The sequence below is a fragment of the Nocardioides sp. N13(2025) genome, from assembly GCF_051912545.1.
GTDB lineage: Bacteria > Actinomycetota > Actinomycetes > Propionibacteriales > Nocardioidaceae > Nocardioides.
This window is the reverse complement of sequence record NZ_CP196809.1, coordinates 1,233,296-1,246,657: the sequence shown is the minus strand read 5'-3', so window position 1 is coordinate 1,246,657 and position 13,362 is coordinate 1,233,296. Positions and strand designations below refer to the sequence as shown.

12 protein-coding genes are annotated in these 13,362 nt (G+C 72.8%); 6 read left to right on the top strand and 6 right to left on the bottom strand.

The features are described 5' to 3' along the window. Window positions 1-8: 8 nt before the first annotated feature. The 3 genes from ACS3YM_RS05975 (at window position 9) to ACS3YM_RS05965 (ending at window position 5,556) form a co-directional block, all read left to right on the top strand. Window positions 9-1,427: an HNH endonuclease signature motif containing protein gene (locus ACS3YM_RS05975; RefSeq protein WP_439939158.1), complete on the top strand. Its 1,419-nt coding sequence runs from the start codon at window positions 9-11 to the stop codon at window positions 1,425-1,427. Window positions 1,428-1,591: 164 nt separating this feature from the next. Continuing rightward, complete coding sequence (locus ACS3YM_RS05970) at window positions 1,592-3,616, top strand: PhoX family protein (protein ID WP_439939157.1); 2,025 nt, start codon at window positions 1,592-1,594, stop codon at window positions 3,614-3,616. A 122-nt stretch (window positions 3,617-3,738) separates the two neighbouring features. Further along, a complete protein-coding gene (locus ACS3YM_RS05965) occupies window positions 3,739-5,556 on the top strand; it encodes a bifunctional metallophosphatase/5'-nucleotidase (RefSeq protein WP_439939156.1) in 1,818 nt (605 codons plus the stop codon). Window positions 5,557-5,569: 13 nt separating this feature from the next. On the opposite strand, the gene ctlX is transcribed toward ACS3YM_RS05965, so the two are convergent. The 4 genes from ctlX to ACS3YM_RS05945 are packed head-to-tail and all read right to left on the bottom strand — an operon-like array spanning window position 5,570 to window position 8,520. After that, window positions 5,570-6,601: a citrulline utilization hydrolase CtlX gene (gene ctlX, locus ACS3YM_RS05960; protein ID WP_439939155.1), complete on the bottom strand. Its 1,032-nt coding sequence runs from the start codon at window positions 6,599-6,601 to the stop codon at window positions 5,570-5,572. 51 nt (window positions 6,602-6,652) lie between these two features. Beyond that, window positions 6,653-7,753: a threonine aldolase family protein gene (locus ACS3YM_RS05955; protein WP_439939154.1), complete on the bottom strand. Its 1,101-nt coding sequence runs from the start codon at window positions 7,751-7,753 to the stop codon at window positions 6,653-6,655. Window positions 7,754-7,765: 12 nt separating this feature from the next. After that, window positions 7,766-7,969 (bottom strand): hypothetical protein, encoded by a 204-nt coding sequence (locus ACS3YM_RS05950; protein ID WP_439939153.1) that lies wholly within the window; start codon window positions 7,967-7,969, stop codon window positions 7,766-7,768. 23 nt (window positions 7,970-7,992) lie between these two features. Continuing rightward, window positions 7,993-8,520: a 2'-5' RNA ligase family protein gene (locus ACS3YM_RS05945; RefSeq protein ID WP_439939152.1), complete on the bottom strand. Its 528-nt coding sequence runs from the start codon at window positions 8,518-8,520 to the stop codon at window positions 7,993-7,995. 53 nt (window positions 8,521-8,573) lie between these two features. Here ACS3YM_RS05945 and cobT point away from each other — a divergent pair, with 53 nt between their 5' ends. Genes cobT through cobU form a run of 3 tightly spaced genes read left to right on the top strand, consistent with a single transcriptional unit; the run spans window position 8,574 to window position 10,954 of the window. Further along, the gene (cobT, locus tag ACS3YM_RS05940; RefSeq protein WP_439939151.1) at window positions 8,574-9,626 is read left to right on the top strand and encodes a nicotinate-nucleotide--dimethylbenzimidazole phosphoribosyltransferase; all 1,053 of its coding nucleotides are present in this window, start codon (window positions 8,574-8,576) and stop codon (window positions 9,624-9,626) included. A gap of 7 nt (window positions 9,627-9,633) precedes the next feature. Further along, a complete protein-coding gene (locus ACS3YM_RS05935) occupies window positions 9,634-10,398 on the top strand; it encodes an adenosylcobinamide-GDP ribazoletransferase (protein ID WP_439939150.1) in 765 nt (254 codons plus the stop codon). Between the two features lie 28 nt (window positions 10,399-10,426). Continuing rightward, window positions 10,427-10,954 (top strand): bifunctional adenosylcobinamide kinase/adenosylcobinamide-phosphate guanylyltransferase, encoded by a 528-nt coding sequence (gene cobU / locus ACS3YM_RS05930; RefSeq protein WP_439939149.1) that lies wholly within the window; start codon window positions 10,427-10,429, stop codon window positions 10,952-10,954. Between the two features lie 16 nt (window positions 10,955-10,970). Here the strand turns inward: cobU and ACS3YM_RS05925 are convergent, their stop codons facing one another. Further along, the gene (locus ACS3YM_RS05925) at window positions 10,971-12,554 is read right to left on the bottom strand and encodes an MXAN_6640 family putative metalloprotease (RefSeq protein WP_439939148.1); all 1,584 of its coding nucleotides are present in this window, start codon (window positions 12,552-12,554) and stop codon (window positions 10,971-10,973) included. A gap of 76 nt (window positions 12,555-12,630) precedes the next feature. Further along, window positions 12,631-13,359 carry a hypothetical protein gene (locus tag ACS3YM_RS05920; protein WP_439939147.1) on the bottom strand — a complete coding sequence of 243 codons (729 nt, stop codon included), beginning with the start codon at window positions 13,357-13,359 and terminating at the stop codon, window positions 12,631-12,633. Window positions 13,360-13,362: the final 3 nt, after the last annotated feature.

Genomic DNA, 13,362 nt, shown 5'->3' with positions numbered 1-13,362 from the left:
TCAAACACATGAGCGAAGCACTGGCAGAGGACACCGAGAGGGTCGCAGACGACCTCTCCGCCTCCGACCTGCTCGCCTCGATCCGAGCCTCTCGCGAGCTCGAGAACCAAGAAGCAGCGCGTCAGCTCGAGCTCGCCGCCCGCTGGGCCGACCTCCACCCGCCCGAGTCGATCCACACCGCCGCCGCGTTCACCCTGCCCGGCTCGGAGCACGAAGAGCCCATCGCCGGCCAGGGATGCCCGCTGGTGGCCGAGTTCTGCGTCGCCGAGCTCGGCACCGAGCTCGGCATGTCGTCGACCGCGGCGAAGAAGCTCATCGGCCACGCCCTCGAGCTACGCCACCGCCTCCCCCGCCTCTGGCGCCAGGTGCAGACGGGTGCGGTGCCGGCGTGGCGGGCCCGGTCCGTCGCGGAGGCGACCATCCACGCCACCCCTGCGCTCACCAAGGATGCCGCACGGTGGGTCGACGCCCAGGTCGCCGCCGTCGCCGGGAAGATCGGACCCGCGCAGCTCGACCGACTGGTCGCCGAGACCATCAAGCGCTTCGACCTCGCCGAGCACGACCCGGCCGCGGACCCGGAGGACGGCTACCTCTCGGTGGACCCGCGCCACGCCACGCTCAACGACCAGGACGTGCACTACGCCGGCACCATGCACTTCGAGGCCGACCTCGACATCGCGGACGCCCTCGACCTCGACGGTGCGCTGGCCCATGGCGCCGCACTGCAGAAGGCCCTCGGCTCCACCGAGTCCCTGAATGTCCGGCGCGCGAAGGCGCTCGGTGACCTCGCCCGCACCCAGACCGCGCTCGACCTCCATGCCCAAGGCTCGACCACGACCAGCACCTCAGCTCGCGGTGAGGACGGGCTCCCGGCCGCCCGCGAGGTGGTGCTGAACGCCCACTTCGACGCAAGCGTTGACGGCGTTCAGACCATCTTCGGACCCACCGGGCGGCTCGAGGAACGCCAGAAGCTCCTCCTGCTCGACCAGGTCAAGGCCTGGTGCGCCGACTCCCGCACCGAGATCACCATCAAGCCCATCATCGACCTCAACGCCGAGCTGTCCGCCCCGGGCTACGACATCCCGCAGCCGATCCGGGAGCAGGTCGCCCTCCGAGACCGGACCTGCACGTTCCCCTGGTGCACCAGACCCGCCCGGAGCGCTGACGTCGACCACGTCGTCGAGTACGACCACGACGCCGAAGCCGAAGGCAGGCCCCAACCCGGCCCCACCACGTCCTCGAACCTCGCCTGCCTGTGCCGGTTCCACCACCGGCTCAAGACCTTCACCGCCTGGACCTACCGGATGATCGCGCCCGGAGTGTTCGAGTGGACCAGCCCCCACGGCCACCACTACCTCCGCGACCCACACGGCACCACCCGCCTCGACGACGCCGGCGACCTCGGCGAGCCGCCCGAGCGACCATGACCCCGCCCCACGCCCCGCCACCCATCAGATGGCGGGGCGACAGGCACGTCCGCATCACCTCCATCGCCTGATCGACAGCACCTTTGCGGAGCGGTCGTACGACGTTCACCCGGCGTCCACCTCGCTGTCCTCCGCGGGGCGGTTCGGGTGACGAGAGTCCGGCCATGACCCTTCGCCCCACCACCCCGACCCTGCTCCCGATGGCCGGCCAGACGCACGGCAACCGGAGCGCGGTGACGTGCCACCTGCGCTGCGGCGACGCCTGCTCGGTCACCGCACCCAACACCACGCAGACGTCGTACTTCCGTGACGTCGCCGCGAAGGCGCTCAGCCGCCGATCGGTCGTCGGCACCGGTGTCGCCGTGGCCGCCCTGACGGCCGTGCCGATGGCGCCCGCAGCCGCGAAGCCCGGCCCGGGCGGCCGCGCCGCACGAGGTGGCGCGAGCCGCAACCTCCCCTTCAGCCCGATCGCGCCCGCCGCGGTGACCGTCGACGACGTGACCGTGCCGGCCGGCTACCGCTGGGACCCGATCCTGCGCTGGGGCGACCCGATCCTGCCCGGCGCGCCGGCCTTCGACGCCGCCCGCCAGTCGCCCGAGGCGCAGGCCGGCCAGTTCGGCTACAACAACGACTACCTCGACATCATCGAGACCAACCGCGCCGGCACCCGCGCCCTGCTCGTGTGCAACCACGAGTACACCAACGAGGGCATCATGTTCCCGCCCGGCACCGCGGCGGAGACGGTCATCCGCACGGCGTGGGCCGCGCACGGCATGTCGGTGGTGGAGCTCGAGCGCCGTAGCCGCGGCGACGTCTGGACGTACGTCCCGGGTGCCCGGCTCAACCGCCGCATCACCCTGGACACCCCGTTCGCCGTCGACGGCCCGGCCGCCGGGTCGGACCTGTTGAAGACCACGGAGGACCCGACCGGTCGCACGGTCCGCGGCACCATGAACAACTGCTCCGGCGGCACGACGCCGTGGGGCACGGTCCTGTCGGGCGAGGAGAACTTCAACCAGTACTTCCTCGCCACCGGCACGGACCCGCGCGAGAAGCGCTACGGCCTGGGTGCGCAGGACTCGCGCGGCTGGCGCACGTACGACCCGCGCTGGAACGCCACCACCGCCGACTACAAGAACGAGCCGAACCGGTTCGGCTGGGTCGTCGAGGTCGACCCGACCGACCCGACCTCGACCCCGGTCAAGCACACCGCGATGGGCCGCTTCAAGCACGAGGGCGCCAACGTCATCGTCAACCGCGACGGCCACGTGGTCGCCTACATGGGTGACGACGAGCGCTTCGACTACCTCTACCGCTTCGTGTCCCGCGACACGATGCGTCCGGGCAACAGCGCCAAGGCCAGGAAGCACAACCTGCAGCTGCTCAGCGAGGGCGACCTCTCGGTGGCCCGCTTCACCGGCGACGGCCTCGACGACGGCGTCAGCGACGGCACCGGCGAGTGGATCCCGCTGACCCGAGGCGGCGAGTCGATGGTCCCGGGCTTCAGCCTCGAGGAGGTGCTCGTCTTCACGCGGCTCGCCGCCGACGCCGTGCAGCCGACCAAGATGGACCGCCCCGAGGACGTCGAGCCGAGCCGGCACAACGGCAACATCTACGTCGCCTGCACCAACAACGCCGACCGCGGCAAGCTCGGCAAGGAGGGCCCGACCGAGCCCAACCCGCGGGCTGCCAACAAGGACGGCCACGTCGTCGAGATCGTGCCGACCGCAGGCGACCACACGCGCGACACCTTCAGCTGGAGCCTGCTGCTGATCTGCGGCGACGCGGCGTCCGCCGGCACCTACTTCGGCGGCTGGACGGGTCCGGTCTCCCCCATCTCCTGCCCGGACAACGTCGCCTTCGACAGCGAGGGCAACCTCTGGGTCTCCACCGACGGCCAGCCCAACGCCATCAAGGTGAGCGACGGCCTCTTCAAGGTGCCGGTCGAGGGTCCCGAGCGCGGCCACGTCCAGCAGTTCCTGGCCGTGCCGTCGGGTGCCGAGACCTGTGGGCCCGTGATCCACGACCGCGACGGCTCGGTCTTCGTCGCCGTCCAGCACCCGGGCGAGGACGGGACCTGGGCGGCCCCGCAGTCGCGCTTCCCGGACTTCGTGCCGGCCGGCGCCACCGCTGCCGCGGGTCAGTTCTCCGGTCCGCGCCCGACCGTGGTGCAGGTGACCCGCCGCTGACGCGACACTTCCGCCCCTGGGGAGGTTGACCAGGGGCGGAGGTGTGTACGTAGATGGACCGTCTCGATCTCGGGACCTCTCGGAACCTCGGAACTCTCGGAACTCTCGGAAAGCGGTCCTCCATGCCCTCGCAGCCCACGCCCGCCCGTCGCACCGTCCTCACCGGCGCCGCCGCCCTCACTGCCGCAGGCTTCGTCGCGAAGCCGATGCCGGCGCTCGCGGGGCCCGGCAAGCACCGCACGCGCCTGACGGTGCTGGGCACCACCGACCTGCACGGCAACGTCTTCAACTGGGACTACTTCAAGAACCTCGAGTTCGACGACAAGGCCCACAACGACATCGGCATCGCCCACGCCGCCACGCTGATCAAGGCAGCCCGGGCGCGCCTCGGTCGCCAGCCGGTGCTGACCCTCGACGCCGGCGACACGATCCAGGGCACCCCGCTCGCCTACTACTACGCCCGGATCGACCCGATCACCGGCGGGTCGACCCACCCGATGGCCAACGCCATGAACCTCGTCGGCTACGACGCCGCCGCGCTCGGCAACCACGAGTTCAACTACGGCATCGACACCCTGCGCACGTTCGAGTCCCAGCTCGACTTCCCGCTGCTGGGTGCCAACGCCGTCGACCCCGCCACGGGCCGCCCGGTCTTCCCGCCCTACGTCATCAAGAACTTCGACGTCCCCGGGGGCCCGAGCCTCAAGGTGGGGGTCCTCGGCCTGACCAACCCCGGCATCGCGATCTGGGACAAGGCCAACGTCGAGGGGCGGATGGAGTTCCCCGGCCTGGTCGAGCAGGCCGCGAAGTTCGTGCCCGAGCTGAAGCGCCGCGGCTGCGACGTCGTCGTGATCAGCGCGCACAGCGGCGCCGACACCTCGTCGTCGTACGGCGACGCCCTGCCGTGGCCGGAGAACGCCGCGTCGCTGGTGGCCGAGCAGGTCCCCGGGGTCGATGCGATCCTCGTCGGCCACGCCCACAAGGAGATCCCCGAGCGCTTCGTGACCAACACGAAGACCCAGGAGAAGGTGCTGCTCTGCGAGCCGCTCTACTGGGGCATGCGCGTGGCGGTCATCGACCTCGACCTCCAGCACGTCCACGGCCAGTGGAAGGTCGTCGCCCGGCACGGGCAGACCCTCAACTCCAACACCGTCGCCGGCGACCCCGCCGTCCTGGCGGCCGTCCAGGCGCAGCACGACACGGTCGTGGACTACGTCAACTCCCCCATCGGCACCTCGACCACCGCACTGTCGGCCGACCGCGCCGTCGTGGAGGACGTGCCGATCATCGACTTCGTCCAGTTCGTCCAGGCCGACGCGGTGAAGGCCGGGCTCACCGGTGCCGACGCCGCGCTGCCGGTGCTCTCGATCGCCGCGCCGTTCAACCGCGCCGCGTCCTTCCCCGCCGGCCAGGTCACGGTGCGGGACGTGGCGGGGCTCTACATCTACGACAACACCCTGCTGGGAGTGAAGGTCACCGGCGCCCAGGTGAAGGACTACCTGGAGTACTCCGCGCGCTACTTCCAGCAGGTCTCCGGCACCGGTCCGTTCACCGTCGCGGAGGTGACGCGCGCGGTCACGCCTACCGCGCCCAACGGCACCCCCGACTACAACTTCGACTCCGTCGCCGGCCTCGACGCACCGCTCACCTACGCCATCGACATCGCGCAGCCCGTCGGCTCCCGCATCGTCGGCCTGTCCTACGACGGGCAGCCGGTGGCCCCCGGCCAGGAGTTCGCGATGGCGGTCAACAACTACCGCCAGTCCGGCGGCGGCGGCTTTCCGCACGTGAGCACCGCGCCGGTCGTCTACAACCAGCAGAACGAGATCCGCCAGCTCATCATCGACTGGGTCACCAAGCACGGCGTGATCGACCCGGCGCAGTTCGCCTCGGTCGACTGGCACCTCGTCTCGGGCGGCCAGCCCGTCGTGATCAGCTGAGGGAGCGCGGCCCTCAGGCGTTGCCGTCGACGTAACGCCCGTCGGGCGTGATCGGGTTGTCCTCGTTGATCGCCGCGACCGCCTCGGTGAGCTCGGCCTGCGCCAGCGGCGGGCGACGGTCGAGGTGGACGCCCGCGATCATGCAGCGCACGGACCCGCCGGCCAACTCGATCGTGGGGATGTCGACGGCGACGATCTCGCACGACTCCTCGATCGCCGCCACCTGCTCGGGCCGCAGCGACCGCTTGGCCCGCGCCGACATCGCCATGATGTAGCGGCGCTTGCCGTCGGCCGTACGACCGCAGAGCTCGACGGCGTTTCCGGCGAACTCGCGGATCTGCTCCTCGGAGAGCTCGACGATCGTGCGGCCGGTCACCGCGAGCCGCTCGCGCACCTGCTCGCGCCGGTGCTCGTCGGGGATCATCTCGAGCGCGATCATCGCGACGTCGGTGCCGATGCAGGCGATCACGTTGGTGTGGTAGACCGGCACACCGTCGGCGTCGACCGCGTCGAAGGCCATCGGCTCGTAGGTGAAGTCGGTGCAGAAGCGCTCCAGCACGGCGGTGTCCGCGCGGTGGCTGCGGGCGGTGTAGGCCACCCGCGAGACGTGGTCGAGCACCATCGCCCCGGTGCCCTCGAGGAAGATGCCGTCCGGCTCGAGGCCGGAGTAGTCCACGATCGCCTGCACGCGGTACTCCGACTTGAGCATCTCCAGCACGTCGTGGCGGCGCTCGTGGCGCCGGTTGGAGGCGTACATCGGGTAGACCGCGACCGTGCCGCCGGCGTGCGTGGAGATCCAATTGTTCGGGAACACGCTGTCGGGGCGGGTGTGGTCGTCGTCGTCGAAGACGTGGACCCGTACGCCGGCCTCCCGCAGCGCCGCGGCGAGGGCGTCCATCTCCGCCAGCGCCCTCTCGGACGTGGTGAAGTCGGTCTGGCCGGCCGGGGCCTCGGCCTGGAACGCGTTGTCCGCGGCGGTCGCCGGGTTCGGCACGAAGCTGGTCGCGCGGACGAGGATGACAGCGGAAGGGGCCTGAGCACTCACGGGGAGAGGTTAGAGGACATCGGTGCGCCGGTCAGAACCCGCGGAGGAGCGCTACGCGGCGGGTGCACCCTCGCCGGTCGCCGCGGCCATCAGGCCGGCCACCTCGACGGGGTCGTGGCGGAGCGCCGACTCGTAGCAGGTGAGCTCGGTCTCGACCCATCCGGGCACCTGGGCGGGCCGCCACAGCCCGCACGGCACGACGCCGCGCTGCTCGGTGAACGCGACGACGCGCTCGTTGACCTCGTCGGCCGTCCCGGGTGCGTAGGCGAGGAAGGTCGCGATCTGCGGCACCTCCGGGAACGTCGCGAAGCCGTGCTCGCGCAGGGCGGCGGCGAGCTCGATGGCCCAGGCGCGGTAGTCGCCGAACTTCAACAGGTGCTCGCGCAGGCCCATCAGCCCGCCGACGGCCGCCGTCGTCATCGAGAAGATCGTGCCGCCCATCCGCGCCCGCCACGAGCGCAGCTCACCGGCGAGGTCCTCGGGGCACACGACCAGCGCGCCGCTGGAGCCGCCGAGACCCTTGTAGAGCGAGACGTACATCGAGTCGACGAGGTCGGCGGCCTCGGCCAGGCTGCGGCCCCAGTGCGGCACCGACTCCCAGATCCGCGCGCCGTCCGCATGCAGGGGTACGCCGCGCTCCCGCGCCGCCGCGGACAGCTCGACGAGCTCGTCCCACGTCGGCAGCAGGCAGCCGGCGTCGCGCAGGGGCAGCTCGACCATCGCCGCACCGAGCCGGCCGCCCACCTTCGCGAGGGCCTCGGCCGTCGGGGTCTCGCGCCCGGTGGTGAGCCACTCGAGCTCGAGGCCCATCACCCGACGCGGGCCGTCCTGCTCGTGGTGGAGCAGGTGGGACAGGTCGGGCAGCGCGACGCGCCGCGACCCGGACCGGTCGCACCAGGCGCGCAGCGCGGCCTGCTGGGCCATGACCCCGCTGGGGAACATGACCGCCGCGGGCTTGCCGAGCAGCTCGGCGACCTCCGCCTCGAGCTGCGCGACCGCGCCGCGCTCGCCGTAGCGGTCCCACTCGACCCCGTGCTCCGCCGCGAAGGCGGCGAGCTTCTCGAACATGGCGGCCGGAGTGCCCGGCTCGCGCCAGAAGATCGCCTCGGCCGAGGCCGACGCCGCGCGGAACCGGTCGTGGAGCTCGCTCACGTCAGGTGGCCGTCAGGCCTGGCGCTTGAACCAGTACGTCGTCTCGACGCCGGGGATCACCTGCACCAGCTCCCACCCGTTGATGCCCAGCGAGGACAGGAGGTCCTCCCAGGACTCGGTGCCCTCGACGAGCGCCTCGGGGTCGGCGTTGTAGCCACCGACCTCCACGTTGCCCTGGTCGTCGACGTTGATCTCGAGGTGTGCCCAAGCAGCCATGCGGCGATCCTGCCACAGCGCGCTCACCCGGCGCCGAGGCGCCACTCCTCCACCACGTGGCACGCCCCCGACTCCCACCAGGCGAGCTGGAGCCGGTCGAGCACCACGTCGACCGGCACGACCTCGGCGAGCAGCGCAGCGGTGGAGGCGAGGTCCACCTCGGCGGAGGCTGCGTCGACGGTGAGGTGTGGCTGCACGTCGTCGCCGAACTCACCACCATAGGGCGGCCAACAGGGGAAGGCGGCGACCAGCCTCGCGGTCAGGTCCCGCAGCCGGTCGCCGGGGTCGGGCACGAGGTGGATGATCCCGTTGGGGAACTGCGCCAGGTCGGCCAGCCGCACCCGGATCGGCGGGGTGGCGGCCGCGAGGTCGGCGACCACCGCGAGGTCGGTCGCCGAGGGGTCGGGGTCGAAGGGACCGAGCGCGGTGATGTGCGCATGCCCGAAGCGCGGGTCGGAGGAGACGAAACCCCCGTCGTAGTGGGCCGTCCGGGCCCGCACCCACTCCTCCAGGGGGGCGACCGGCAGCTGCAGGACGGAGTGGCCGGGCACGCGCCCAGACTGGCAGGTCGACGCCGCGCCGGCCTCACTAGGCTGGTCGGGCCATGGAGAAGCCACCCCGTATCCCCTCACCGATCGCGCCGCCCTCCCCCGAGGTCGCTGCCCGCGCGCACGAGCGCCTGGCCGGCCTCGCCACGCCGCCGGGAGCGCTGGGCAGGGTCGGTGAGCTCGGCGCCTGGCTGGCCGCGGTGCAGGGCGAGGTGCCGCCGCGCCCGCTGACCGACGTACGCCTCGTCGTCCTCGCCGGCGACCACGGCGTCGCGGCGCACGGGGTCTCGGCCTACCCGGCCGCCGTCACCGAGGCGATGGTCCGCACGATCGTCGCCGGCCGCGCCGGGGTCTCGGCCCTGGCGCGCGAGCACGGGGTCGCGGTGAGCGTCCTCGACATCGCCGTCGACGCCGACCTCGGCGACCTCCCGGCCGAGGTGACGGCCCACAAGGTCCGCCGCGGGTCCGGCGCCATCCACCTCACCGACGCCCTCACCCGCGACGAGGCCGAGCACGCGCTCGCGCTGGGCGCCGAGGTCGCCCGCGGGCTCGTCGACGACGGCGCCCAGCTGCTCATGACCGGCGACCTCGGCATCGGCAACACCACGGCCGCGGCCGCCCTGGTCGCGGCGGTCCTCGGGCTCCCGGCCGACGAGGTGACCGGTCGCGGCACCGGCATCGACGACGCCGGCTGGGCCCGCAAGCGCGACGTCGTCGCGCAGGCGCTCACGCGCACCGAGGGACGCGCCGGCGACCCGGTCGACGTGCTCGCCGCGCTCGGCAGTGCCGACCTGGCCGCAGCGACCGGCTTCCTCGTCGAGGCCTCCAGCCGCGGTGTCCCGGTGCTGCTCGACGGGCTGATGTCGCTCGCGTGCGCCGTGGTCGCCGAGGCGCTCGCCCCCGGCGCCAGCGCCTGGTGGGTCGCCGGTCACCGCTCCACCGAGCCGGCCCAGGCGCACGCGCTCAAGGCGCTCGGCCTCGAGCCGCTGCTCGACCTCGGCATGCGGCTGGGAGAGGGCTCGGGAGCGGTCGCCGCACTGCCGGTGCTCCGCTCCGCGATCGCCGTGATGCGCGACGTGGCGCTGCTCTCCGAGATCCTGCCCCAGTGACCCGGCCGTGATCCTGCGCGACGCCTGGCTGCTGGCCACCGGCACCCTGACCGCGGTCCGCGTGCCCCCTCCCGGTCGGGTCGACCGATCCGTCGCGGGCCTGGCGATGGCGCTGGCCCCGGTGGCCTCGCTGCCGCTCGGGGTTGCCGCAGCGCTCGTGGTCCTCCTCGGCGAGGTCGTCGGCCTGCCGCCGCTCGCCACGGCGTACGTCGTCCTCCTGGCGCTCGCGCTCGGCACCCGCGCCTTCCACTGGGACGGGCTCGCCGACACCGCCGACGGGCTCACCGCCTCCTACTCCCCCGAGCGCTCCCTCGAGGTGATGCGCACCGGGCCGGTCGGCCCCGCGGGCGTCGTGGCCGTGGTGATCGTCACCGGACTCCAGGCCGCCGGGCTCACCGCCGTCGTCCGGCACGACCACGCCTGGTGGGCGGTCGCACTGCTGGTGTCCGCGTCGCGGGTGGCACTGCCCGTCGCCTGCGTGCGGGGCGTCCCCGCGGCCCGCACGGACGGGCTCGGCGCGACCCACGTCGGTGCTGTCCCGGTCGTCGGGGCCGCGGCGTCGCTCCTGCTGGCCGTCGTCGCCGTGACGGTCGCCGGCCACGCGCTCGGCTCGGCCTGGCCGCCGCTGGTGGGGCTGCTCCTCGCGGTGGCTGCCGTGGTCGTGCTGCTCCTGCGGTGCGTACGCCGTCTCGGCGGGGTCACCGGCGACGTGCTCGGCGCGGCCGTGGAGATCTCCCTCGCGGTGCTGCTGCTCGCGGCCGCCACCGTCTGAGCGCGGACGCTCTGGGAGGATGCGCGCCATGCGGATCCTGGTGACCGGCGGAGTCCGGTCGGGCAAGTCCACGCACGCCGAGAGCCTGATCGGCGGGGCGCCCGCGACCTACGTCGCCACCGGCACGCCGCCCGACCGCGAGGGCGATCCCGACTGGGCGGCCCGCATCGACGCCCACCGCGCGCGGCGCCCCGCGTCCTGGGGCACCCTCGAGACCCAGGACCTCGCGGCGGCGCTCACCGATGCGCAGGACCCGCTGCTCATCGACTGCCTGGGCACGTGGCTCACCGCGACCATCGACGCGGCGGACGCCTGGGAGCAGGACGCCGACGCCGTGCACGAGCTGGTGCTCGCCCGCACCGACGAGGTCGTCGAGGCGCTCGGCCGGTGCGAGCACGACGTCGTCGTCGTCACCAACGAGGTCGGCCTGGGCGTCGTGCCCGAGCACCGGTCCGGTCGCCTGTTCCGCGACCTCCTGGGCACGGTCAACCAGCGCGTCGCCGCGGCCTGCGACGAGGTGCACCTCGTGGTCGCAGGCCGCGTGCTACGGCTCTAGTCCTGGCCGCCCGGTTTCAGCCGACCGCCTGGAACCGGACCTCCGCGACCAGGCCGTCGTCGGGGCTCGTGCCTCCGCAGGCGTACGGGGTGCCGCCGCCGCAGCCGGTCATCCGCGTGCTGGCGTTGGCGAGGGTGACCTCGACCGAGGAGACCGCGTCCGCCGCGAACGGCACGACCACGTCGCCCTTGCCCTGCGGATTCACCGGGACGTACGACGTCGAGGTGCTGCCGTCGGCCAGGTGGACCGTGACCGCCGCCCGGACCGCGTCCGAGCCGCCGAGGTCGACCCGCACCGCGAGCCCGCGGCTGCCCGGGAAGGGCAGGACCTCGCCGGTGGCGCTGGTGAGGTGGTCGAGCGAGGCGCTGCGGGTCGCGACGGGCACCGTGCGGGTGAGCTGCACGGACTCGAGGGTGTTCGGCGCCGTCGGGTAGCCCTGCTCGAGCGCCTCCTCGTAGGCGTCGCCCGGGTGCTGGTTGGCGTCGGCGAAGGCGACGTACTGCTCCGGCGTGGACGTGCCGCGCGCGGCGAGCACCTCGTCGATGGCCTGCAGGGAGTGGAGCGGGTTGGGCCCCTGGGTGGTGTCGAGCGCCTCCCAGACCTCGCGGAGCAGGTTCGGGACGCCCGCGGTGGCGTCGTCGTGCTGCTCGGTCAGGTAGCGCCAGAAGCCCCAGTTGCCGTAGGCGGTGAAGTCCAGGTAGTCGAGGGGCGTCGAGGGCCCGGCGAGCGGGTACTCGTAGGTCGCGGGGTCGCCCATCTGCCCGAAGTCGAGGAAGAACCTGTTGTCGTTCACGTCGTCGTAGAACACGTCCTCCATCGCCGTCGCGGTCGACTCCATCAACCAGCCGTCGTCCTCCGCGTCGTAGGCGAACTGGACGGCGTGGAAGTACTCGTGCGCCACGGTGATGGCCAGGGCCTCGGCCGGGGCGAGGTAGGTGTTCACGTAGTCGTTGTCGAAGCCGCAGTAGGCGTACCAGGCCGACCCGTCGACCGGGCCGTCGGCGTCCGACCGGCAGAACCCGAAGGCGAAGTACGTGTCGAGGTCGCCGAGGTAGAAGTCGGTGCGGGTGTCGCCCTCCTGACCCTCGTCGGGCAGCGGGGCACGGAACCCGGCGGCGGCGTAGACGGCCGCGACGTGGCCGATCGTGTCGAACGCGGTCGCGGCGAACTCGGGCGTGGCGGCGTTCGGGCCCTCCTCCACCCAGTGCAGGCAGAACGTCTCGCTGCACTGCGTCTGCAGGTCCGCGTCCTCGCCGTAGTAGATGTCGCGGGGGTCGTCCGGGTTGTCCGGCGGCGTGGTCGGGCGGGCGAGCAGACGCTCGGCGGCGGCGCGGTCGTCGCCACGGAGGGCGTCCTTGGCCACCATGAGGTCGCGCATGGCCAGGGTCTGGTCCCGCACGACGCCGGCGGGCGAGGGCTCGCCGGTGGCCGCGGCCTCGGCGGCGGCCAGGGCCTTCTTGGCGGCCTTCACCTCCGCAGGCGTGCGGTCGGGGCGACCCGGGCCGTCGGCGGCGCCGGCGCTCGGCGCGACGGCCAGCGTCGTCCCGAGGGTCACGGTCAACAGGGAGGCGAGCAGGGCGACAGGGGGGCGGAGGCGCATGGGGACCATCACACCAGTCCCACGAGTCCCATGTGACCGGAACGCCACGAACGGTGTGTGCTCGCCGGCGGTTCGCTCACGAAAGCAGCACGAACGACCCCAGCGCCACCAGCCAGGACACGAAGGAGCCCAGCAGGAAGTACTCCGTCATCTGGTGGATCCGCTCCTGGTCGCGGCGCGAGGACAGCTCGGGGAAGCGCAGGAGACCCTTGGCGGCCACGACGACGCTGGCCGCCGTCACCTGGCCACCGAGCGCGAGGGCGAGGATGAAGATGCGCTCCAGCGGACCGAGGAGCCGACCGCCCTTGAGCCGGGTCGGCGGCATCCCGCCGTCGGCCAGCGGGTGCAGGGTGCCGGTCGTCTTGAGGACCAGCCGCACCAGCACGTTGCCGGTGGCGAGCTGGATCCCGAAGGCCCCGAGGAGCAGCAGGAACCGGTCGGGGTCGACGCCGCTGAGGACCGGCAGGCTGACCGAGTCGAGCCAGCGGGCGAGGGGGCCGGACGTCTCGGGCGCCAGCCCGGAGCAGGCCACCGCGACCGTCAGTGCCAGCGCGAAGACGGTCAGGGGCAGCCACGCGGGCCCGGGGTGGCCGAACCCCCACGTCACCGTCAGCCCCCACAGCAGCACCACGGCGGCGATCACGAAGAGCGCCAGCACGTCCCATCCCGAGGTGAGCCCCGCGAGCAGGCCCACCACGAGCGCGACCAGCGCTCCGACGCACTCGGGCAGGAACCGAGTCCTGCGCACCGAGTGGGTGAGGTCGGTGACGGCGAAGCCGATCAGCACGATCCCGAGCCAGCTCATCGA